General features: G+C 47.3%; 19 protein-coding genes. 6 read left to right on the top strand and 13 right to left on the bottom strand.

What is annotated here, in order from left to right:
- Window positions 1–2: 2 nt before the first annotated feature.
- The 5 genes from P0078_RS03540 to P0078_RS03520 form a co-directional block, all read right to left on the bottom strand.
- The gene (locus tag P0078_RS03540) at window positions 3–932 is read right to left on the bottom strand and encodes a DMT family transporter (protein ID WP_282933099.1); all 930 of its coding nucleotides are present in this window, start codon (window positions 930–932) and stop codon (window positions 3–5) included.
- An 82-nt stretch (window positions 933–1,014) separates the two neighbouring features.
- Complete coding sequence (locus tag P0078_RS03535) at window positions 1,015–3,117, bottom strand: 3-hydroxyacyl-CoA dehydrogenase NAD-binding domain-containing protein (protein ID WP_282933098.1); 2,103 nt, start codon at window positions 3,115–3,117, stop codon at window positions 1,015–1,017.
- 62 nt (window positions 3,118–3,179) lie between these two features.
- Window positions 3,180–4,382, bottom strand: a complete 1,203-nt coding sequence (locus P0078_RS03530) for a 3-oxoadipyl-CoA thiolase (RefSeq protein WP_282933097.1) — start codon at window positions 4,380–4,382, stop codon at window positions 3,180–3,182.
- Between the two features lie 55 nt (window positions 4,383–4,437).
- Window positions 4,438–6,315 (bottom strand): acyl-CoA synthetase, encoded by a 1,878-nt coding sequence (locus P0078_RS03525; protein ID WP_282933096.1) that lies wholly within the window; start codon window positions 6,313–6,315, stop codon window positions 4,438–4,440.
- Window positions 6,316–6,433: 118 nt separating this feature from the next.
- Window positions 6,434–6,664 carry a hypothetical protein gene (locus tag P0078_RS03520; RefSeq protein WP_282933095.1) on the bottom strand — a complete coding sequence of 77 codons (231 nt, stop codon included), beginning with the start codon at window positions 6,662–6,664 and terminating at the stop codon, window positions 6,434–6,436.
- A gap of 123 nt (window positions 6,665–6,787) precedes the next feature.
- Here P0078_RS03520 and P0078_RS03515 point away from each other — a divergent pair, with 123 nt between their 5' ends.
- The 3 genes from P0078_RS03515 (at window position 6,788) to P0078_RS03505 (ending at window position 10,637) form a co-directional block, all read left to right on the top strand.
- On the top strand, window positions 6,788–7,987 hold the full coding sequence (locus tag P0078_RS03515) for an acyl-CoA dehydrogenase family protein (RefSeq protein WP_282933094.1): 1,200 nt from the start codon (window positions 6,788–6,790) through the stop codon (window positions 7,985–7,987).
- Between the two features lie 27 nt (window positions 7,988–8,014).
- Entirely contained in the window at window positions 8,015–9,142 is a 1,128-nt protein-coding gene (locus P0078_RS03510) for an acyl-CoA dehydrogenase family protein (RefSeq protein ID WP_282933093.1), read from the top strand.
- A gap of 64 nt (window positions 9,143–9,206) precedes the next feature.
- The gene (locus P0078_RS03505) at window positions 9,207–10,637 is read left to right on the top strand and encodes a coniferyl aldehyde dehydrogenase (protein WP_282933092.1); all 1,431 of its coding nucleotides are present in this window, start codon (window positions 9,207–9,209) and stop codon (window positions 10,635–10,637) included.
- A gap of 34 nt (window positions 10,638–10,671) precedes the next feature.
- On the opposite strand, the gene P0078_RS03500 is transcribed toward P0078_RS03505, so the two are convergent.
- The 3 genes from P0078_RS03500 to P0078_RS03490 all read right to left on the bottom strand — a co-directional run bounded on the left by P0078_RS03500 (window position 10,672) and on the right by P0078_RS03490 (window position 14,497).
- Window positions 10,672–11,472 carry an IclR family transcriptional regulator gene (locus tag P0078_RS03500; RefSeq protein WP_282933091.1) on the bottom strand — a complete coding sequence of 267 codons (801 nt, stop codon included), beginning with the start codon at window positions 11,470–11,472 and terminating at the stop codon, window positions 10,672–10,674.
- Window positions 11,473–11,981: 509 nt separating this feature from the next.
- Entirely contained in the window at window positions 11,982–12,953 is a 972-nt protein-coding gene (locus P0078_RS03495) for a class I SAM-dependent methyltransferase (RefSeq protein WP_282933090.1), read from the bottom strand.
- Between the two features lie 584 nt (window positions 12,954–13,537).
- Window positions 13,538–14,497: a ribonuclease Z gene (locus P0078_RS03490; protein WP_282933089.1), complete on the bottom strand. Its 960-nt coding sequence runs from the start codon at window positions 14,495–14,497 to the stop codon at window positions 13,538–13,540.
- Window positions 14,498–14,698: 201 nt separating this feature from the next.
- On the opposite strand from P0078_RS03490, the gene P0078_RS03485 reads away from it, so the two are divergent.
- Both P0078_RS03485 and P0078_RS03480 read left to right on the top strand, forming a co-directional pair.
- Window positions 14,699–15,544, top strand: coding sequence for an arylamine N-acetyltransferase family protein (locus P0078_RS03485; protein WP_282933088.1), 846 nt, complete (start codon window positions 14,699–14,701; stop codon window positions 15,542–15,544).
- The gene (locus P0078_RS03480) at window positions 15,541–16,128 is read left to right on the top strand and encodes a flavodoxin family protein (protein WP_282933087.1); all 588 of its coding nucleotides are present in this window, start codon (window positions 15,541–15,543) and stop codon (window positions 16,126–16,128) included. Before P0078_RS03485 ends, P0078_RS03480 begins: the two co-directional genes overlap by 4 nt.
- Here P0078_RS03480 and P0078_RS03475 read toward each other — a convergent pair.
- A complete protein-coding gene (locus P0078_RS03475; protein ID WP_282933086.1) occupies window positions 16,090–17,388 on the bottom strand; it encodes an MFS transporter in 1,299 nt (432 codons plus the stop codon). The two genes, P0078_RS03480 and P0078_RS03475, sit on opposite strands and share 39 nt — an antisense overlap.
- Window positions 17,389–17,407: 19 nt before the next feature.
- Window positions 17,408–18,868: an 8-oxoguanine deaminase gene (locus P0078_RS03470; protein ID WP_282933085.1), complete on the bottom strand. Its 1,461-nt coding sequence runs from the start codon at window positions 18,866–18,868 to the stop codon at window positions 17,408–17,410.
- Window positions 18,869–19,134: 266 nt separating this feature from the next.
- Here P0078_RS03470 and P0078_RS03465 point away from each other — a divergent pair, with 266 nt between their 5' ends.
- Window positions 19,135–19,740: a TMEM175 family protein gene (locus P0078_RS03465; RefSeq protein ID WP_282933084.1), complete on the top strand. Its 606-nt coding sequence runs from the start codon at window positions 19,135–19,137 to the stop codon at window positions 19,738–19,740.
- A gap of 49 nt (window positions 19,741–19,789) precedes the next feature.
- Here the strand turns inward: P0078_RS03465 and P0078_RS03460 are convergent, their stop codons facing one another.
- From P0078_RS03460 to purB, 3 genes are all read right to left on the bottom strand, one after another.
- Entirely contained in the window at window positions 19,790–20,212 is a 423-nt protein-coding gene (locus P0078_RS03460; protein ID WP_282933083.1) for a GNAT family N-acetyltransferase, read from the bottom strand.
- 1 nt (window position 20,213) lies between these two features.
- The gene (locus P0078_RS03455) at window positions 20,214–21,368 is read right to left on the bottom strand and encodes a cupin domain-containing protein (protein ID WP_282933082.1); all 1,155 of its coding nucleotides are present in this window, start codon (window positions 21,366–21,368) and stop codon (window positions 20,214–20,216) included.
- Window positions 21,369–21,497: 129 nt separating this feature from the next.
- On the bottom strand, window positions 21,498–22,871 hold the full coding sequence (gene purB, locus P0078_RS03450; RefSeq protein ID WP_282933081.1) for an adenylosuccinate lyase: 1,374 nt from the start codon (window positions 22,869–22,871) through the stop codon (window positions 21,498–21,500).
- Between the last annotated feature and the right edge of the window lie 3 nt (window positions 22,872–22,874).

The following is a 22,874-nucleotide window of genomic DNA, read 5'->3' as shown; positions in this document are numbered from 1 at the left end:
GTTTATGATGGGGCGCTACAATCTGTTTTCTGAGTTGAAAGGTAGACTGTGAGCAATCCTGCACTGATAACAATCAGCGTCCCCACCAGTGCAATAGTGTTAGGTAAGTGCTGCCAAATGAGCCAACCTAGAAGTCCGGCAATAACCACACCAAAGTAACTGATTGGCGATACCACACTGGGTTTTGCATAGCTATATGCTTTGGTGTACAGCCAGATAGCCAAGAGTACAGAGACACCGTTGAAAATAAGATAGGGGAGTGTCCATAAAGGTATTGGTTCCCAATAATAGATACCCAGGGGCAGGCTGCACGCGAACGAGATTAATACGTAGTAAAACAATATAAGGCTGGGCCGGTCGGTACGGGACAAAATTCGTGTTCCGACCATAGAGGCAGCCAGGGTAAGCCCAGAAATCAGGCCGAAGGTATGGCCGCTACTAATACCGTCTACGTTGGGTTGAAGAATCAAGGTGATCCCCAGTAAGCCCAGTAAGATTGGTAGCCAGTGGGTTATGGGGATCTGTGCTCGAGCCCAAAGCCAGGCAATAAGGGGAACAAAAATGGGAGCTGCATTACGCAATAACCCTGCTTCCATTAGTGAAATTTTGCTTAGGGCAGAAAAATATGTGAAAAAGCATAACCACCCTGCAAAACCGCGTATTAGGTGGGTTCTCCAGTGTTGGGTGGTAAGGTGTCGAGGTGTTTGTCGCACTAGCCATGGGGTTAGCAGTATCAGGCAGATACTGTATTGGCTGAGCGTAATTAATGGCACGGGGACCGCGGTAGACACCCATTTGCTGGCTGCGGCCGCTGTACTTGCTACCAGCGCGGTAGCCAATGCAAAACCAATGCCCTTCCAGTTTTGGATATCCGTGCGGAGTGGCTGACTTAATGGGGATTGTACTTCGACTAAGGCATCAGGCCTATTCATGGTGACACAACTTCTTTATTTGGCTGCAGCGGGTAAAGTGGGAAGCCAGTAGTCATACTGACTTCCCCTATAGTTTACAAGCTTAGATTTTGCCATCAGCCCATTGCGCAAATGTTTTTCCCTCTTGGGCTAGCCGTTCCAGTAAAGGGGCTGGAGTCCAGTAGGTATCTCCATGCTGCTGGCGGAAAGTACATATTTTTTCGTAGATCTCCTTCAAGCCGATTCTGTCGGCATAGTGCATCGGTCCTCCACGATGGGGTGGAAAGCCATAACCGTAAACATATACAACATCTATATCACTCGGACGTTGGGCTATGCCTTCCTCCAGGATTTTGGCTCCTTCATTAATCAGTGCGAAAGTTAGGCGGTTTAGAATCTCCTCGTCGGAAATTTCCCGCCGTACTACCCCTTCGCTTTTAGCTTGGGCCTCAATGACTTTCAGCACTTCCGGGTCGCTGCTGCGAGCGCGAGTTTCGGGATCGTAGCGATAGTAGCCGGCTCCACTTTTCTGGCCCAGGCGGCCCATTTCAACCAGGGCATCTGCAATACAGTAGGTTTTTGGCTCTCCTCTTTCTGATTCGCTCAGGCCCTGGCGGGCCTTGTAACCGATATCCAGTCCCGCTAGATCTCCAACGGCGATAGGGCCCATAGCCATCCCCCAAGACTGCATAACCGAATCAATCTGCTCCGGGGTTGAGCCCTCGATTAAACACAGCTGCGACTCTCTGCCATAGGGGCGCAACATTCGATTGCCAATAAAGCCGTAACAGTTTCCCGCTAATACGGGTACTTTCTTGATCGTTTTAGCGAGTTGCATGGCAGTGGCAATTACATCGTCAGCACTTTGCGAGCCGCGAACCACCTCGAGTAGTTTCATTACATTGGCAGGGCTGAAAAAATGCATCCCTATAACGTCTTGAGGCCTGTTAGTTGCAGCTGCGATTTGATCAATATCCTGGTAAGAAGTGTTGGTTGCAAGGATGGTACCGGGTTTGCAGGAGCGATCCAATTTGGCAAAAATTTCCTGTTTGAGCTCCATATTTTCAAATACGGCCTCAATGACCAGGTCTACGTCAGCTAGGTCTGCGTAGTCAGTTGTGCCGGAAATCAACGAGAGACAATGAGTTTTTTGACCTTCGGTGAGTTTCCCTTTCTGCATGCTGATGGTGTAATTCTTGTCGATCACTGCTAGCCCTCGATTTATCGCAGTTTGATCGACTTCTACCAGCTTGACTGGAATACCGACATTGGCAAAGTTCATGGCGATGCCTCCGCCCATAGTGCCTCCACCGATAATGCCCACGCTCTTTATCTCCCTGGTGGGTAGGTCTTTTGGTAAGCCTGTGACTTTGGTTGCAGTGCGCTCGGCAAAAAATAAATGCCTGAGGGCGGCCGATTGGCTGGAGAGCAGGCATTCGATAAACAAGTCGAGCTCTTTAGCAAGCCCTTTATCAAAAGGCTGGTGAACTGCGGCCTCTATACAGGTAACAATATGTTGCGGTGCAAGCTGACCTCGTGATCTCTTTTCAAGGCGCTTGCGGAAATCATCAAATAACCCCTCAGGAATGCTGTCAGGATCTATTACGATGTCTCTGACTCGGCGCAGAGGAGCTTCATTTGTTATCAATTCACGGGTAAAGGCGAGGGCTCCCTCTAACAAGTCATCATCGATAACCCGGTCTATTAACTTTAGACTTTTGGCTTTAGAGGCCGGTATTGGGCTGCCTTTTGTGATTAACTCCAGTGCAGCGGCAACACCAGCCAAGCGTGGGGTTCGCTGGGTGCCACCGGCCCCTGGCAATAATCCCAGTTTGACTTCTGGAAGCCCCACTTTGGCCGATGCTATTGCACAGCGGTAATGGCAGGCTAGTGCGACTTCGAATCCACCGCCGAGTGCCGTGCCGTGAATGGCGGCGATCACTGGTTTACAGGAGTTTTCTATTTCCACAATCACTTCTGATAGGGCGGGTGCCTGTGGCGGCTTGCCAAATTCCGTAATGTCCGCACCAGCGATAAAAGTTCGGCCTTCACACACTAGCACCAGGGCTTTCGATGCATCGCCTTGAGCGTCCTTAATCGCTCCCCAAATGCCCTCACGCAAGCCGTGAGAAAGGGCGTTCACAGGGGGATTGTTCAATCGAATTACACCGATATCGCCAATGAGTTCATAACTTACACTAGACATTGCTATCTCCAGATCTTAAGTGACAACTGTTCGGTCTCGGTTTTATTTACATCTAATCAGGTTTATATGCGTTCTATGATTACGGCGATGCCCTGGCCAATCCCGATACACATGGTGGCCAGTGCATAGCGCCCGCCGGTACGTTCCAGCTGGCGCAATGCTGTCAACAAAATACGGGCACCACTGGCCCCCAGGGGGTGACCAACGGCGATGGCACCACCATTGGGATTTACCCGTGGGTCCGCATAATCAATTTCGAGCATTTTGAGGCAGCCCATAGCCTGTACTGCAAAAGCTTCGTTGAACTCCATTACATCCATATCCCCAAGTTCCAAGCCTGCCCGGGCAAGGGCTTTACGGGTAGCCGGTACCGGGCCCAACCCCATCACCCGCGGCTCTACTCCTGCAATGGCGCTGGCGAGAATACGTGCCCTAGGTTTTAGATCCGCTGCTTGGCCGGCTTCGGCGCTACCAATAATGAGTGCCGCCGCGCCATCGTTGATGCCGGAAGCGTTGCCGGCAGTAACCACTCCATCTTCGAAAAGTGCGGGTAGGGCTTGAAGTCGCTCCAATGTTGCATTGGGGCGGGGATGTTCATCTGTATCGATAAGAAGCGCTGGCTTCTTGCGGCCTTGGGGTACTTCGATGGGAATAATTTCATCGACAAAGAAGCCATCGGTACGCGCCGACTCGTATTTGGTTTGTGATGCCAATGCAAATGTATCGCACTCTTCCCGGCAAATATTCAGGTCTGATGCAATATTGTCTGCGGTCTGAGGCATGCTGTGGCTTCCATACTCAGCAACAATGTCTGGGTTGGTGAAGCGGGGGCCTAGGGTCGTATCTGCCAATACCTGATTGCGATCAAAAGCACTGTTGGCTTTGGAGAGAACCAGGGGGGCGCGACTCATTGATTCGACACCTCCCGCGATAAATAGCTCTCCTTCCGAGGCGCGAATGCAGCGAGCGGCATCTGCTATGGCGGACAAGCCGGAACCACAAAGGCGATTTACCGTTATGCCGCCAGTGGATATGGGCAGGCCTGCTAGCAGGCCTGAAAATCGGGCAACGTTGCGACTGTCTTCTCCCGCCTGATTGGTATTGCCCGCAATAACGTCCTCAAAATGTTGAGGGTTAAAATTATTTCTTTCAGTCAGGGTCCTGATGACATGGGCAAGCAGGTTGTCGGGCCGGATACTGGAAAGGCTGCCCCCGTGGCGGCCAAAAACACTGCGGCCGCCGTCATAAATATAGGCATGTGACATAGTGAAATTTCCGATATTGGAGTTCTAAGTGCATTGAGTCATGCGGTAATTTCTTTTATTCAAACTCCAAAGCCACGGGTAAATTTTCCAGGGCTTCCTCTACATCGGCTTTACTGGAGGCTTGTTCAAGTTGAACTTTTGCTACCTGGCCAAGGGATGTATCGAAGTGGGCAGAAAACTTAGCGGTAATACTTTTTTCCTCTAATGCCTGGCCTACGACATATTCGGTAGCGCGATTGCGCAGAGCCGGCTTGAATACTTTGGCTACAGCAGTGAGTGGAATCTCATCAATAATTTCCACGCGCTTAGGAATGGCTGCACGTTCAGAAATTTGGCTGCGGCAATAGTCAATGAGTTGTTCTTCTGTGGGCGGGTTAGTGGATGGAAACAGGGTAACGTAAGCTACTGGAACTTCTCCGGCATAAGCATCTGGTTGACCAACTGCAACGGCAATAGCAACGGCAGGGTGACGGGATAATGGTTCTTCGATCAGAGCCGGATCTATATTGTGGCCGCCGCGAATAATTAAATCCTTGGCCCGCCCAGTTAAGAACAGGTTACCATCTCCATCGAGATATCCCATATCGCCGGTATTAAACCAGGACTTATCGACCCAGGCTTTAGCATTATCCTCTTCTGATAAGTAGCCAGAAAAAATATGTGGCCCGCGCGCGAGTACTATGCCCACCTCTCCTGTATTGCTGGTTCTAACCAGTCGGGTACCGTCTACTTCGGCAATTTTCATTTCCATATAAGGCAATCGCCTGCCGACGCTGCCTTCAGGGGCTTGCATATCGGTAGGAGGGCGAGCTAAAAGGCAGCTGGACTCCGTCATGCCGTAGCCATTACTGACAAGAACATTGAACTTCTCCTCAAAGGCATTCTTCAACCCCGTTGGCAGGGTGGAGGCTCCACAGCCAATATCTGTTAGACAGCTGATGTCATTGTCACCCACGGGAATTTGCAGCAATACACCGAGGATGGTGGGGACGGCGGCAAAGCCTTTCACCTGAAAACGCGCAACATGATGCCACCAATTTGGTAGGACATTGGGTGAGCGAAAACCAGAGGGTGTCATGATAACAATTGTGCGTCCGGCCAATAGGGTGCCAATACCCGCAACAACCGTCCCGAAAATATGAAACAGTGGAAGTCCGCTCAGGGTAGCGAAGCGCCCTTTACTGGATGACGTATCAGCACTTAATTGAGCGACGAAGGCAATATTGCTGTGAGTTAAGCGGGCTATTTTAGGTCTTCCAGTAGTGCCCCCGGTGTGGAAATAACTAGCGGTTTCACTCCCCTGGATATAACGCTCACTCTTTAGATGATCGTCCGGCTGTTGGGATATAGCCGAGACAAAATTATCTGCGTGAATACCCGCTGGAACTGGAGTATTGCTAATTGGCTTTTTACTGATTAGTAACAGAGTTTTTAATGTGGGAACTTGCTCGAGAATTTGCGTTACTTTATCCCATATTTCCTCGCTAAGATCTTGGCCAAGAGTGACCAGGACTTTAGCCCTGGTGGTATTCATAATTTCGATTATATGTTCGGGTTCCAGCAACGGATTAATAGGGCTGGTAATACCTGCTGCCTGGCCTCCCCAAAGTGCAAAATGGGTTTCTGGCAAATTGGGTAGTAATAAAGTCACTGTATCGGTTGGCTCAACACCGATGGAGTGAAAAAGATTGGCAGTCTGGTGCACTCGCTGGGATAACTCGGAGAAACTTACTTTAACCGTGTCTTCGTCAGGTGCGGCCGTTGGCAGGAATTCGATGGCCGAGTCATGTTGGTAGAGGCGGGCAGATTGCCGGATTAAATCAAAAGTGCTTTCCCAGGGGTATCGCTGCGAAAGGGGGACTTTTTCATACTCCTGAATTTCAGCAAGTGACTGCAACATTGTATCGGAGGATTGAATGGGCGTGATCGACATGGGGGCTTCTCTCACTTTGGTTATTATGGTGACGACCATAGCAAAAGTGAATACAGCATTCCACTCTGCGGAATAAGGTGTTAGTGTTTTACCTATTAAGAAGTGCCTAATGCATTTTTTAATGGAAAATGGCGCAAAAAAACTTATAAAAAATAAAAAGGCGCCATGTTGTTGAGTTTTTTCCTGTTTTATTTTTCGAGCTGTTGATTTGTGTGCCTATCTGGAGTTGATTGGCGCTAGAAATACTCGGATTTTTATTTCCGATAAAGGCATCTTGCGCCAATAATTTAAATCGTGGTATCGATTCAAAGGCAAGTAAGTAACTTGTCGAGGTGAAGCTGTTAAACACTAGTTCCGCCTGTACCGGGGATCTTTCAAAAGATTGCGTATTTTTGCTGCGCAAGATTGTGATAGAAGCAGTTTGTAGGAGCTGCTGTTCAATGCGCCGACTAACTAATAAAGGAGCAGGCGAATGAATATAGATTTTTCTCCCGAAGAGTTAGCTTTTCAGCAGGAGGTCCAGCAGTTTCTCCAAGAGAAACTTCCTGAAGATATTAGAGAGAAAACCCTGAAGGAAATCCCCCTGGAGAAAGAGGATTTTGTCCGCTGGCAAAAAATACTCTATGAGCAAGGGTGGGCAGCTACGAATTGGCCGGTTGAATATGGAGGTACCGGTTGGACACCTACTCAGAAACACATTTGGGCAGACGAATGTGCTAACTATGGTGTACCAGAGTTGATTCCTTTCGGCTTAAAAATGGTTGCTCCAGTGATCTTTACCTACGGTAGTGAAGAACAAAAGCAACGATTTCTGCCTGACATCCTGGCAAGTAATGTCTGGTGGTGTCAGGGGTATTCGGAACCAAATGCTGGCTCAGATTTAGCTTCCTTAAAAACAACAGCTGTCCGTGATGGCGATGAGTATATTGTCAACGGCACCAAGACCTGGAATACCTTGGGTCACTTTGCAGACTGGATATTTTGTTTGGTTCGTACTGGTGGGCCTCAAGTAAAGAACCAGGCTGCTATCAGCTTCTTGCTAATTGATATGAATCACCCCGGTATTACGGTATCGCCAATTATGACCTTGGGTGGTCACCATGAAGTAAATGAAATCCATTTCGATAATGTGAGGGTGCCGGTAGAAAACCGTATTGGCGAGGAGGGACAAGGGTGGACTTACGCCAAGGTTTTGTTAACTCATGAACGCACCGGTATTGCGCGGGTGGCAAAATCCAAAAAACGCTTACAAACGTTAAAGGATTTAGCCAAAGAGACCTGCGATGGAGAAAATAGTCTGCTTGAGAACCCGGCTTTTGCCCAAAAACTGGCCGAAGTTGAAATTGATCTCTTGGCCCTGGAGTTTACTGAACTACGTACGCTTGCGGCGGTAAGTACCGGTGGTGCGCCAGGAGCGGAATCTTCCATCCTTAAAATCAAAGGAACCGAAGTCGCTCAACTTATCGATGAACTGTATATGGAGACGGCGGGTTACTACGGAATGCCGTTTGTGAGAGAGCAGTTTAGGAGCGGATTTGACGGAGAATGGGTGGGCCCCGGTGTTATTGCCGGCAGTGTGCCTCGTTACTTAAACAACCGTAAATCCTCAATTTATGGCGGAAGTAATGAGATCCAGAAAAATATTATCAGTAAATGGGTACTTGGCCTGTAAGTGCAGCATCTAAAGAGGACTTGAGCGATGGATTTTTCCTACAGCGAAGAGCAGCGGATGCTGCAAAGCAGTGTGAGCAAGTTTATCCAGCAGGATTATGACTTTGACCGTCGTTGTAAAATAGTGAGTAACGATATTGGCTTCAGTAAGGAAAATTGGAAGCTATTTGCGGAACTCGGCTGGTTAATGGTGCCATTTGGAAAGGATGATGGAGGCCTAGGAGGCTCCGCCGTAGACTTGATGGTGGTTATGGAGGAGTTCGGTCGAGGTTTAGTGGCTGAGCCTTTCCTGGCCAGTGTTGTTCTCAGTGGTGGTCTTATCGCTGACTGCGCCAGTGAGGTGCAAAAGCGAGAACTCCTGGGAATGTTAATGGAAGGCCAATTGCAATTGGCATTCGCTTTTACTGAGTCCCAGAGTCGCTATAACCTTACTGATATAGCCATGACTGCGGTAAAGGATGGAGACAATTACCTCCTGAATGGACATAAAGCTGTCGTTCTAAATGGTGACGTAGCAGATAAACTCTTAGTTGCTGTGCGGACTAGCGGAGCACAGCGAGATCGTGAGGGGATCACCTTACTACTTGTCGATCCCAATACAGAAGGGCTTCAGCGGCATGGATATGCCACTGTGGATGCACACCGTGCCGCCGAAATTAAATTCAGTAACGTGAAAGTACCCATAGCTAATCTTATAGGGGAAGAGGGGGCGGCTTTAGGAGCTATAGAAAAGGCTGTTGATAGAGCGACGTTGGCATTGTGTGCAGAAGCTGTTGGAGCTATGGAAAGGATCTATAAGAAGACAGTTGAGTACACTAAGACGCGGGAGCAGTTTGGTGTTCCTATTGGCAAGTTCCAGGCACTACAGCACCGCATGGTGGATATGTTTACTGAGTATGAGCAAGCGCGCTCAATATTGTTGATGGCTGCGCTACAGCTTGATAGCAATAACGGAGTTGCGCCTAAGGCGATATCCGCTGCAAAAAGCCGTATTGGTAAAGCTGCGCGGATTATCGGCCAGGAGGCGATACAGTTACATGGCGGTATAGGGGTTACTGAGGAGTTGGATGTAAGTCACTACTTTAAGCGTCTAACAACAACTCAGTACCTATTTGGCAGTACTGATTACCACACTTTACGATTTGCCAAGCTGTAAATTATAAAGTACTGACTATACGGCCAAACTCACTCTCTACTTGCCACTTTGCGAGGGCACACACATGGAAAAAGTTGTCGAGCACACCAGATCTGTGAGCATAGGTAAAGTAGAGAGTGTTTTTAAACTTCAAAAGGATGCATTTAATAGGAACCCCTATCCGAGTCTTCAGGAGCGTCTGGAAAGTTTAAAAAAATTAGAGCAATTGATCCTGGAAAACCAGAAATCCATAGCAAAGGCAATAAGCGAGGATTTTGGTAATCGTGCCATCCAGGAAACTAAAATTGCAGAGATCTATGGGTGTATCGAGGAGATTCGTTACACTCGTAAGCGCTTAAAAAAGTGGATGAAAATTCAGAAGCGCCATGTGCCTTTGCTACTTCGAGGAGTAAAAAATCGCGTATTACCTCAACCAAAAGGGGTGGTTGCTATTGTTACCCCCTGGAATTACCCACTACTTCTGTCTGTCGGGCCCTTGGTGAGTGCGATATCCGCAGGGAATCGCTGTATGATCAAGATGGCTGCTAACTCGCGCGCCCTTTCTACATTATTACATCAGCTATTTAATAGGTTCTTTTCAGCGGATCTGGTAGCTATTCTTCCGGAAGTAAGCGCCACGGAGTTTACAGCCCAGGCATATGATCACCTGATCTTTACTGGATCTGGCAAAGTAGGAAAAGTGGTAATGCGGAGGGCTGCGGATCACCTAACTCCTGTGACATTAGAGCTGGGAGGTAAGTCGCCAGCCATAATATGTGGCGACTTTGATGAAAATATTGCTGCGGAACGTATTTTGAGCTCAAAATTCTTCAATGCGGGCCAAACTTGTGTAGCTCCAGATTATTTATTGATTCCTGAAGAAAAACTTTCAGGATTCTTGGAATCGTCCAAGAGACTTGTGCCCAAATGGTATCCATCTTTAAATTCAGAAGATTATACTTCGATTATTGATGAAAAGGCGTTTAATAGGCTGACTACTTGTCTAAAGGAGGCTCTGGAGAAAGGAGCTACAGTTCTGCCGTTATTAGATGTTGAAAACAGTAAAGGTTTGCAAAAAATTGCTCCCACCTTAGTGTTAAACCCGACAGAAGACATGAGCCTGCTACGTGAGGAGATATTTGGTCCTATTTTACCTATTCTTACCTATAGGGATCTGTCTGATACGATAGATTACATAAATAGTAAAGATAGGCCTTTAGCATTATATATTTTTAGCTCTAGCGGAGATGTTCAGGAAAAGATTATCAAAAGCACAATGTCTGGAGGTGTTTGTATTAATGACTGCGCGATGCATGTCTCCCAGGCAGACTTGCCTTTTGGGGGTATTGGGGCGAGTGGCATGGGGCAATATCACGCTTATGAGGGTTTTTTGGAGTTCTCAAAATTACGACCGATCTTTACACAAGCCAAAAAGTCAGCGGCGGTGCCTTTACGACCACCTTACGGCCAAAGATTTGATAAAATTTTCAACTTTCTACTGCGTTTCAAGCTGTAGCTGTACTGGTCGAAAAAACTGGAGTTTGAGTCGACTAATATCGGATTAACATAGCTTCAATATTACCTACCAGGTTTTTCAGCAGAGGAGCTACTTCATTTTCTAAATATTCCGGGTTAAGCCTAAAAGCAGGTCCGCCAGCATTAAAAGTGTAAATATGACCTTGACTTAAAGAGAGAGGTACTGCGATACCGTTGACATCGCGATTCCACTCGCCAAAAGAACAGCAGAAGCCGCGCTGCTTGTAGCTAGTGACCGCTTCTTCAATACCGGCTCTGATCGCTGGCCATTGATCACCAGCTTTTTTCTCCAGATAGCCATAAAAATACTCCCGTTCTTCTTGAGGGAGTGCTGCCAAAAAGGCTCGTCCGGAGCCGCTGGAAGCTATGGGAACGCGATTTCCGATTTCATGGCGAAAAGTTGTGACATTTGCTGGAGCACAGAACTCGACAAAAATCATATCCAGCCGGTCCCGATCAGAGAGACCAACAGCGGTACCGGTAGAATTGGCCAGATCCTGCATTAAAGGCTTAGCTACCTGCCTGACTGTGAGATTTGAGACAAAAGCATAACCAAGAGCCAGGACGCCACTACCCAGCTGATATTTTTCCATTCGATCGGAGTAGGTTAGATAACCTAACTTGGTTAGAGTATAAGTCAGTCTGGAAACACTGGAGCGGGGCAGGCCAGTACGCTGGGCGATCTCCAAATTACCCAAAAAGCCATCACCAGGTTGAAAAGCTCGGAGCACATCCAACCCACGAGCTAGAGCCTCAATAAATTTTCGATCTGGTTCGGTATCTTTTTTTCTATGTAGATCACGCAACAAAACCATGAGCTTATATCCTGCTTTATTGGTGTAAATTATACAGTTTTGCAAGTAAGCCTAAAGATAATTTTTTGATATTTTAGAGTGAATATTTCCCTGTTCTGAAGAGCGATTTCTTTAGTGTGTATATTGGTTCATCTGTAATTCGAATTTGATTGTGATAGATAGGTGTGCATTATGTTGATGGGTAAATCGTAAGTAGGGTATAGGTTATCTTGCGGGGGGGAGGCCAAGGACTCAACGAAAGAAGATATTTAGGCGTTTAAAACAAACGGAATAGAGATTGATGCCAGGTAATGGTTTAATTAATTTCGTGTCAGGATTGGGTTGGCAATATACAGTTCTAGTTGCTGTGCGAAGTCATGATGAAGAAGGTGTTGCTGTTGTAGTTATAGCTATAGCTCTCTAGGTGTATTGATGGATAAAGAACATAAGATGAAATATAGGGGCGGCATTAATTGTTGTGGGTTTTTGGCGGGCATAATTTGCACGCCAAAAAGGTTCTTCGGATGCTTTTAAGGTTTTAGGAATTCAATTTTCCAGCCTGTGCAGCTATTTTCGTCGTAGAATTCATCTCGCGTCAGTAGTTGCATGCCTAGTCTTTCAAATACTGCTATAAGATTATTCATGTCTCTATCTGACAATGATGAATCTAGCTGGTTTTGCGATCTTAAAGCTGTATATTTCAGCTCTGTATCAAAAAAAGAAAGAAATCTATCTTTTGTGGCGTTACTGGATGTTAAATTTTTTTGTAGGAAGCTTTCTAGAGAGTTTCGCACAAAGAAGGTTGTTGCAGATTTTGGGTGCTTGGAGATTAGCATTTCCACGGATGCAATTAGACGCTTTAATTTTTCGGCTGTATGCGGATTTCCTAATTTTATTTTTGCTTTTTCAGTGGATTGGGTGTCTTCAAAATCATGGATCAAAGATGTAGTTTTCTCTAAAATTTTTAAATCTTCGATGACTAGTTTGTGGGCCGAAACTTCATCTGAGCAATCTTTGTAGGGTTTGGAGTTTGTTTTATGGCATATCGCTTTAAACATTCCCCCAGGCTCAAGTGATTTTTCTATGCTTGTTGCCGCCTCTACTTTATTACTATACTCGAAGCCAAATTGTGAAGTGATCAGGCTGAATTTTTCATCAAGTGAGTGAATTTTTTCAATTTCCATGCAGGAATGAAAGTTTAATTTCTTTAAGGTTTCTTGATGTCTAGGGTTTTTGTTAGTTGCTAGGGGAGTGATGTTGGCTGCATCAGCGGCATGAATTTCTAGTGGTTTTCCAGACTTTGATGCTTCATCTGCAATTAATAGGGCTACTGCGCCATTACCGCATGCAATATCGAGAACTTTAGAGTTGGGATGTAACCCAGAGACTGTGGATCTCCAATATTCTCCCGTTTTTCCTATATAGCTATTGGGTAGAACTTGCGCAAAAGAGGTGGGGAATCCTTGTTGCCAGAAATTTGTCCACTGTTCCAAATGTTGCATGGGTACCTCGATTTTTTTTTGATTTATGTGTCGAATAATACGGTAAAGGCGTATTTAAGAGCTACTTTCTGTGTCTTTGGGAATGGAGAATGGGCGGCTAATTAGAGTCATTAGCCCCTCACAATGGTCAGGCAGATGTAATTAGTGTGACGTTTGTGACATTTGGGAGTTTTTAATGTGATGCAAAATATTTAATATATTTACCTATTGTTAGGATAGGTTTATTTCTCTCCTTTCCCCTATAGGATACATATCTTTTTAATGGGGAGGTGCAAACTAGTGCCTTGCTTTTCCGACGCCACGGCTAGTTTGTGTAGTAAGCAGGCCAGATATATGGTGGTTTTGAGGCGGTGAAAAGGCAATTGACTTGCTGGTCAAGCCTGATGGGGCTCTCCAAATACATATAGCCCTTTTGATAAGTTGGTGTTTATAAACCTTAGTGACTGAACGTGCTTACTTGGTTCTACCCCACAGCGTAAGTTCATTTGTCGTATTGTGACTTTGAATTTCAGTCTAGTTTTTAGAGGAAGTCGTTTTTCTATTTGGTCCAGTTTTTTCAATTGACTATTTTGGTGTAAAGAGGGCTATATATATTTATGAGTCAGTAGTCCTGACTCTGCCAGTTTTAGATGCATAAAGTCCTCAGCTAAAAACAGTTGTCCCCTGTAAATTGATTGAGCCTCACTCCTGATTTTCTCGATTGAGCATTGCGCATTAGGCTCTTTTTGATAGCGAGTACTGAAATGGGTAAGAACTAGATTTGGTATTGACATACTCTCTGCAAAGGAGGCTATTTGAGTAGAAAAACTATGCCCTACACGGCTCGCTTTTGCGGACATATTTTTTGCGTAAGTCGATTCATGCACTAGTACACTGCTGTTATTACAGGTATTTTTTAATAATTCAGGTTTATCATTATCTCCACAAATAGTAATCTTACGTGGGAGCCTCGGCTTCTGGATGAAGTTGGCCGCGCTGTATGCCTTACCATGACAAACAATATCGATACCCGCCTTTAATTTTCCCCACAGGGGACCTTTAGGGATGTCACAGGAGAGTAATCTCTGTGTATCTAGAGTAGTTTCAATATATCTTTCAGTAAAACTATACGCATAGGAGGGCACCCTATGAGAAAGTTGTGTAGTAGTAATCGTGAACTGCCCTATGTCTATTTGGGGTAGGTCTTCAACGGGAATGAAACTGAGGTCAAATGGAATGTAAAGTTCGGTGATTTTTTGAGTTGATAAAAGCCAATCATAGACGGCTCTAGGGGCAATAAGTGTCAGTGGTGCCGTTCTTCGCTGCATCCCTGAGCTGCCAAGTAGACCGGGCAGCCCGTAACAGTGATCACCATGCTTATGGGTAATAAAAATTGCCTTTAGTCTACTAAGTGATAAGCTCGTATGTAGAATCTGCTGCTGAGTACCTTCTCCACAGTCGATTAAATACCAGTTCTTTTTCCGGCTTTCTAATAGTCCAATACCAGACACATTCCGCTGCTTGGTCGGAGTGCCTGATGATGTCCCTAGAAACAGTATTTCCACCAAGTCCTCCTTGGTTGTTCTCGCTCTGTTAGCGATATTCGGGTCTGTGGTGGCTAAGTAATCCCTGCGCTTTAGCCCAGGTACACTTGAGATCATAACCAGTGTAGAAGAGCCGAATAAAGTTATTGACCTAAAGTTAGGTTTAGGTATTAAGCTGCCCTCTATTGTTTGGGAATTTGGAATTAGATGAGGCAATTCACGATGGCTATCTCTGGTATTAATTTGCAGAAATATTTAGATCGTATCAATTTTGAAGGAGTGCCAGTTGCTAACTTAAAGTGCCTGCAGGCATTAGTGACCCAGCATGTTCGTACTATTCCATTCGAGAATGCCACTTCATTCTTGGGAAGCCCCGTCAATATTGAGTTGAGTTCTATTGAGGCCAAGCTGATAGAGCAAAAACGAGGGGGGTATTGCTATGAACATAATGCCTTGTTAGGGGCTGCGCTTAGACAAATGGGTTTCAAAGTTACAGACCTTGCGGCACGGGTTCTTTGGCAAATGCCTATTGGGCATCAAGCTGCCCAATCTCACATGATCCTGATGGTGGAACTTGAGGGGTCTCGCTTTCTGATCGATGTTGGATTTGGCAGTAACACTTTGACTGCACCATTGAATATAGATTCTAGTGATCGTCAGAGCACACCGCACGGTGTTTACCGCTTTACTTTAATAGATGATGATTACCTGTTAGAGGTCACAACCGATAGTGGTTGGCAACCTATGTACAGCTTTGACTTGAAACCTAAAACTCATGGTGATTATAAAATTGGTAATTGGTATTGTTCAACGCATCCTGAATCCAGGTTTGTAAAGCACTTGATTGTCGCTCGGTCTTTCCCAGAGGGACGGCATACACTTTTCAATAGACAGTTAAGCTATCAGCCACTTTTAGGCTCCAAGAGTGTTGTCATGTTGGCGGATTTCGATGAGCTTCGGGCTACTTTACTAGATGTTTTTGGGATAAAAGTACCAGCAGGCAGGGAAATTGATCAAAAGTTAGGCCGGATATTTGAGTTAGACGGTATAGCGGAGCGAGTCATATGAAGAGGATAGGTGTTGTTTACCATTCTGTATCTGGCTGCAGCAAAGCTCTTGCGGAGTCTGTGGTGGAGGGGGTTAACACGGTAGAGAAGTGCATCGGTGTTGCCCTTGAGGTTCAAGGGGAGAGCATTGATCAAGGACGTTATAAAGACCAGTCATTATTAGTTCAGTTGGATCAATGTGAAGCTATAGTAATGGGTTCGCCGACCTTTATGGGTACTGTCTCCGCTCAATTCAAAGCATTTATGGATGCAGCAAGTGAGCGCTATGGAGATCGATGCTGGTTGGATAAGTTAGCTACAGGATTCACCGTAGGCAGTAATTTTAGCGGTGATCAATTAGGTACCATCAGGACACTACAGGTCTTTGCTGCACAAATGGGCATGTTGTGGGTTCCCTTGGATATTTTACCGAGTCAAGATTCCCTGGGTAGAAACCGAGGTGGCTGTCAGTCGGGCTTGGTAGCTGTCGCTGAAAGGGCTGGAGAAATTCATGAGTTGGACCGACTTACAGCTGTACATTTAGGTCATCGAATGGCGGACTTAGCACTACGAATTTCCGATTTTAGGGCTACGCCTTTTGAGTAGCTTTTTGCTACTCAAAAGCAGGCTGCTGATGCAGCCTACGATGACGATAATGCCGATTAGCTGAAATCCCGCTTGGTATTTGTAGAATCCCTCTGTTGGTTGTTGAACAGAGTCAAAAAAGTTGGCTAGCAGATCACTGAGTGAGCGGATGTAAGCGAACTCTATATCTTGATCTAGTGAGAGTCCGATGAGGGTTTGAATTATCCCTCCTAAAATAAAGCCTCCAGTCACGATTAGGGCTGAGGCAAAAGCATGGACCTTCTTTGGAAGCTCGGACTGTACTATTGTAAGAGATAGGATGGCGCTGCTGAGGCCAAACCCCAAGAGAAAATTTGCAGCCAGAGTCCAGAAGTCGGGCAAGTGAATGCTCAATAAGATTGCAACAGCGATAATTGCTGAGAAGCTAAAAACTCTGGCTGGAATTACGTAATCGCCCCTATGTTGAGACCAAGCGCCAACGATAAAGCTGCCAATAATAATACCCAGTGAGGCGGCAGTATTAAATAGAGCACTTTCTCCCGGCGTTTTACGAAAAAAAGCAACTTGAAACTGTATATCCCATAAGTCTAGATAGGCGACAATTACGCCGAAAAGGCAGGAATAGAAGACGAAGGCCAACCAAAAAGGCCTTGATTTTACGCATAGTTTTAGCTTGCCAGCGAGTGATGATTTTTCTGTTGGAATCGTATTGACTGAGTTTTGGCGACTGCCGATAAAGAGAAATAGCAGTATAGCGAGGCAAAGAAGAAATAAGGTTGCGGCAAAGTAGGGCTCTCGAAAAGAAACCTCCACAACAAAGACACCGAAAAGTAAAGAGAGTGAGGCCGCCGCGAAGTTTGACAGCCCCTGGCTAATAGCGACCATCAACGAAAACCGGCTGGGTAAATCCCTCCCAATAACGTAAACAACTCCCAAGAAACTGCTGGATAGACCAAGGGCGATTAACAATTGTCCAGCAAGGGCTGAGCCGAAAGAGTGGCTGCTGGCAAAAATTGCACAGCCGCTAGCTGCAAAAATTGCCGATACGCCCAATAAATATCGCGGACTTATTGGGCCTAATAGCGAGCCGAGTGCAAGTTGGCCAATCGAGTAAGCAATAAAATAATATCCGCCTAAAATCCCCAGTGCATGATGACTTAAATCGAGTTCGGCAGCCAGATTTGGCGATAGAAGTGCAAATAAGATTGAGTTCGAAATGCTGGCAGCAAAGAAAATGAGCGCAAATATCCAAGCTGTGTATCTTTTCTTTTCCTCTGCCATAATTTAATTGCCGCTTGAATCAGCTACCACGAATCAATTTCAGGCTCCAGTTGTTATGCTCCTCAATAACCTGTTCTAAATCTATAGTTGTAATATTTCCATCTCGGACAATAATGCGGCCGTGAATAACTACAGTTTTTGCGGTTTGGGGTGCCCGGAATACGATAGCTGCTACTGGGTCTGAAAGGCTTCCGGCATAGTTAATCGTGTTTAGTTCAAGGGTGAAAAAGTCTGCACAGCGGCCGACTTCAAGTGCGCCAATATCGGAACGATTCAGGACACTGGCTCCTCCAATGGTGGCCAATTCCAATGCCTCCCGCGCTGTCATCCACTCTTTGTCGCGCAATGGATGGGATTGGGGGAGTTGAGAGTACTTTAGTGGTCCCTCCGGTGGGAGTAATCCCATTCGAACTCTGCTGAGAAGCATTGCTTGGCGGGTCTCCAGTAATAAACTGGATGCATCATTGCTGGCTGAGCCATCCACACCGAGTCCCACACGGATACCAGCATTTAGAAAATCCTTGATAGGTGAAATTCCCGATGCAAGCCGCATATTTGAGCTGGGGCAGTGCGCAATACCGCACTGGTTACGAGCCAGAGCTTGGATCTCCAGGGTATCTATGTGTACTACATGGGCGAACCATGTATCTGACCCTAGCCAGCCCATTTCTTCCATCCACTCTAAAGGGCGTTTGCCAAAGTGCTCTAAAGTAAGTCGTTCTTCATCGAATGTTTCACATATATGAGTATGAAGCATTACACCTTTATCTCGTGCCAGGCTAGCCGTGTCCTTTAATAGTCTTTCTGAAACAGTGAAAGGCGAACAGGGCGCAAGAGCTACCTGGGTCATGGCTCCATGGCTGGGGTCATGATAGCGATCGATAACGCGAATACTGTCGTTCAGGATAAATTCTTCATTCTCTACGCAATTGTCAGGAGGCAACCCTCCCATTGAAGTGCCCTGTGACATGGAGCCTCGGCTGGCGTGAAATCTAATTCCCAAATCTTGCGCTGCTTCAATAATCACGTCGACATTATTGCCATTCTTAAATAAATAAGCATGATCAAAAACTGTGGTGCACCCTGACAGAAGCAGCTCGCAGAGCCCCACGAGTGCGCTGGTACGAGACGCTTCTGGGGTGATGCGTGCCCAAATGGGGTAGTGCAGCTGCAGCCACGTAAATAAGTTTGTGTTTTGAGCGAGGGGGAGATTGCGGGTAAGGGTTTGGTTAAGGTGGTGATGAGTGTTTATAAACCCTGGGAGCACAATCTGATTGCTGGCATCGATAACTGTGTCTGCTTCCTCTGGCAGGCAGCTTGTGGGGCCGACAGAAGTGATGATTCCATCCTCCGCAAAGAGAGCTCCGTTTGCGATTTCTCTTCGGGAGTTATCCATAGTTACCAGGATTTCGGCATTCTTGACTAACAGGGTCTTGGGAGTGTTGATAAAGCGAATCCTCTGCTTATCGGTGAGTTCCAAATTTTGGATCTGTATATAGAGATAGTATCTGTAGCGAGGGCTGCTGAGCTGGTTCTGGCGCCATTGATGGTACTAATGCGCCAGTAATCTATAGCAGAAAAGAATACACTTACAAAGTCGTTATCAATGTGTTTAATTTATCCATTTAGAGAAATCCCGCGAAACAAGTAATCAGAAAGGGGGGTAATGTGCCCAGGGGTGCGGAAAAAGAGTTGGTCAAATAATAAGCTTTATTGGGGGGCATTATGCTTGTCTGATGATGATCGATGCGCCATAAGTCTCTTCTAGCCAGTCGTATTAATGCCGTGAGTGATGGCGTTTTTGCCATTGCTATGACGCTGTTGGTTTTTAATATCCAGATTCCCGATCTGGAGGATATAAAGCCGGGCGAGGATTTCCACAGCAATATTCTTCAGCAGTTGCCCCACTTTTTTTCCTGGATACTGAGCTTTGCGATTCTCTGTCGGCTATGGCTTACCCACAATCATTTGATGTCGGACCATCAATTGAAATCGGTAGCCTTTACCAGTTTTAACTTTTTGTTATTGGGGGCGGTGGCGTTTATTCCCTTTCCAGCAAGTTTGATGGGGGAATACCCTGACCAGGTTTGGTCAGTGATCTTATTGTCAGCAAGCTATGCGGTGGCCGCTATAGCAATTGCGGGTATGTGGTGTGTCGCTGCGAATCGAACGAACGTATCCGCGCACCGTGTACTAGTGGTCAGTATGGTGATGTTGTGTACCAGTATCCTGGCGTGCTTGTTGACCCTTTTCAATCCCTATTGGGGGCTCGGGCTTTGGATAGTGTATGTGTTGGGGATAGCGCCTTTGGCTCACTTTGTCGAGAAGCGCTATGCCCCAGTAGAGAGTTGAGGTGGGGCCGGGCCTGTCATATGGTTGCTGGTGGCAGGCCTCAAAATGGTCAAATCAGGCTGCGAACCATTTTGATATGGGGAATGCCCGCTTCGTAAAACATGTCGCCTTCCACCTCAAACCCAGCCTGCAAGTAAAACCCCTCAGCATGTTGCTGTGCATGTAAATGGACTTGCTGAAAGTTTTGTACCTTCGCCTGCTCGCAGATGGCTTGTAATAGCTGGGCCCCGATGCCGCTCCCACGTGAAGACTTTTGCACAGCCATACGACCAATTTTTCCGCCTTGGGTGAGGCGCCCGGTGGCAACTGGGATTGTTTCGCGGAAGACGAGGAAGTGCTGGGATGTCTCCTCTTGATCATCCCATTCCAGATCCGCAGGTACCTGTTGTTCTTGTACAAAAACGGCCTCGCGTATTGAGCGAATTGCGTCCCGGTCAATGTTCCAATCGGCTAGGCGTATAGCTATTGGCATCTCAGAAATCCTCAGGAGGGTAGATCAAGGTGCCCTGTGCAACCAGCTGATCGAGAAGGCCGCTGTCTTCGGCTATTTCCGGGAAGTCTTCGATATCATCCCAGGATATTTCATGGGATTCAGCAAACTGCTCGGCAAATGCCAGGGGGCAGGGGAAGGCTTCACCATCAACAAACAATGTGGCTGGCTCGCGGCAAAAAGCGGTGCGGGAAGCGGGATTTAAAACCAGTTGTGCTCCCTGGGGCATTTGTTCACGCCAGTCTGCAGCATCGTCAGCGTCCAGGGCGACAGTATCCGGGTATTTTGCTTCGGTCATAATTGCGCCAAACCACTGGGCGATTTTCTCCGGCTGCTGCAGCCATTCGCCGAGTTGTTGTTGCAGGCGGGCAACAGAGGCGGGGTCAATTTCCGCTGGGTTTTTCGCCACTTCAGCACCGGCATCGGTGTAACGCTGGCTGTCCGGCAAATCCATAGCGATTTCAGCGGCGAGATCTTCGAGGATCGCCGCAGCGGAAGGGGCGCGGAAACCAATAGAGATCGTGGTGCACCCACCTTCGGCTACTCCCCAATGGCTGTATTGGGGCGGCAAGTAGAGCATATCGCCGGGCTCTAGTACCCAGCTGTTTTCTGCTTCGAATTCTTTCAGGATATTGAGGGGTGTTCCTTCCAGGCGGGGATTGCTTTCATCCACCTTGGGGCCTTGTTGCCACAAACGCTTGCCTTCGGCCTGGAGAAGAAACACATCGTAGTGATCGTAGTGGGGACCAACGCTGCCCTTATCGGCGGCGTAACTGATCATCACATCATCCAGGCGCCACTCGGGGATAAAGCGGAAGAAATCTTTTAGTTCAGCAATTTCTGACATCCACTGATCGACAGCTTGTACCAGCAGGGTCCAGTGGGTTTTGGGGAGGGAGAGAAAATCCTCTTCAGTGAATGGACCGGTGCGAAGCTCCCAAGGGCCACTTTCACCATTTTCCAATACCAAGCGAGACTCGACCGCCTCCTCCAGGGCCATACCTGCGAGTTCTTCACCCGAGATGGGTGATTCAAAGTTGGCGAAAGCATTGCGTATCAGCAGGGGTTTCTGCTGCCAGTAGTCACGCATAAAAACTTCGATGGGCATGTCGCCAAGATGGGTAAGGGGGCTGGCCACGGTAACTCTCACTGTCAGAAGGCTGGGGTTTGTATCTGGATATTCTGAGGTTCGAAAACTATCCAGCGTACTTTTGTATTTCTTAAAAGATGACCAGCCGCACTGGGTGCGGCTGGTAGCTGGGCTCGGTTAAATTTTGCGAGCCTGTTCCACGGCATTACCGATATAAGATGCCGGAGTCATTTCCAGCAGATCGCTCTTGGCCTCTGCGGGAATCTCCAGATTCTCGATAAATACTTTCAGGGTTTCACGGTTGATACCCTGGCCACGGGTCAGGGCCTTCAGTTTTTCGTAAGGCTCTTCAATGTTGTAGCGACGCATAACCGTTTGGATCGGTTCCGCCAACACTTCCCATGAATTATCCAGGTCTTCCGCCAGGCGCTCGCGGTTGATTTCCAGTTTGCCCAGGCCTTTCATGGTGGCGGCATAGGCAATGGCGGAATAGCCCGCACCCACCCCCATATTACGCAGCACGGTTGAGTCTGTCAGGTCGCGCTGCCAGCGGGATACTGGAAGTTTGGCGGCCAGGTGCTGGAATACGGCGTTGGCGATACCCAGATTGCCTTCGGAGTTTTCGAAGTCAATGGGGTTAACTTTGTGCGGCATGGTGGAGGAGCCAACTTCACCGGCTACGACTTTTTGCTTGAAGTAACCCAGGGAGATGTAGCCCCATACATCGCGGTCAAAATCGATCAGGATGGTGTTAAAGCGGGCAACAGCGTCGAACAGCTCAGCAATGTAGTCGTGGGGCTCGATCTGGGTGGTGTAGGGGTTCCAGCTAAGACCCAGAGAAGAAATGAATTCTTCAGCATTTTGCTCCCAATCAATATTGGGATAGGCGGACAGGTGAGCGTTGTAATTACCTACCGCACCGTTAATTTTACCCAGCAGCGGTACCGCTTTAATCTGGGCTACCTGGCGGCGCAGGCGCGCGGCCACGTTGGCAAGTTCTTTACCAACAGTAGACGGGCTGGCTGTCTGGCCGTGAGTACGGGACAGCATGGGGACGTCGGCAAACTCCTGGGCCAGGCCTACGATAGCGTCAATCAGGGCTTCCATCGCAGGCAACATGACGTTGTCGCGGCCGGCGCGAAGCATCAGGGCGTGGGACAGGTTGTTGATGTCCTCAGAGGTGCAGGCAAAGTGTACGAATTCACTCACTTTTGCCAGTTGGGCATTGCTGCTGATTTTATCCTTGAGGAAGTATTCAACCGCTTTTACATCGTGGTTGGTGGTGCGCTCGATTTCCTTGATGCGCTCAGCATCTTCCAGGGAGAAGTCGGCCACAATGCTGTCGAGCAGCTTGTTGGCAGCTTCGTCGAACTGCTCAACTTCGGCGATCTCTTTATGTGCGGAAAGTTTTTGCAGCCAGCGTACTTCCACTTCAACGCGGGCGCGGATCAGGCCGTATTCACTGAAAATTTCACGCAGGGGGGCAGTCTTGCTCTCGTAGCGACCATCAATAGGGGATACCGCTGTGAGTGCGGAAAGCTCAACTGTCATAGT

It is taken from the genome of Microbulbifer sp. VAAF005 (assembly GCF_030012985.1).
GTDB lineage: Bacteria > Pseudomonadota > Gammaproteobacteria > Pseudomonadales > Cellvibrionaceae > Microbulbifer.
This window is presented reverse-complemented; position numbering and strand designations above follow the sequence as displayed.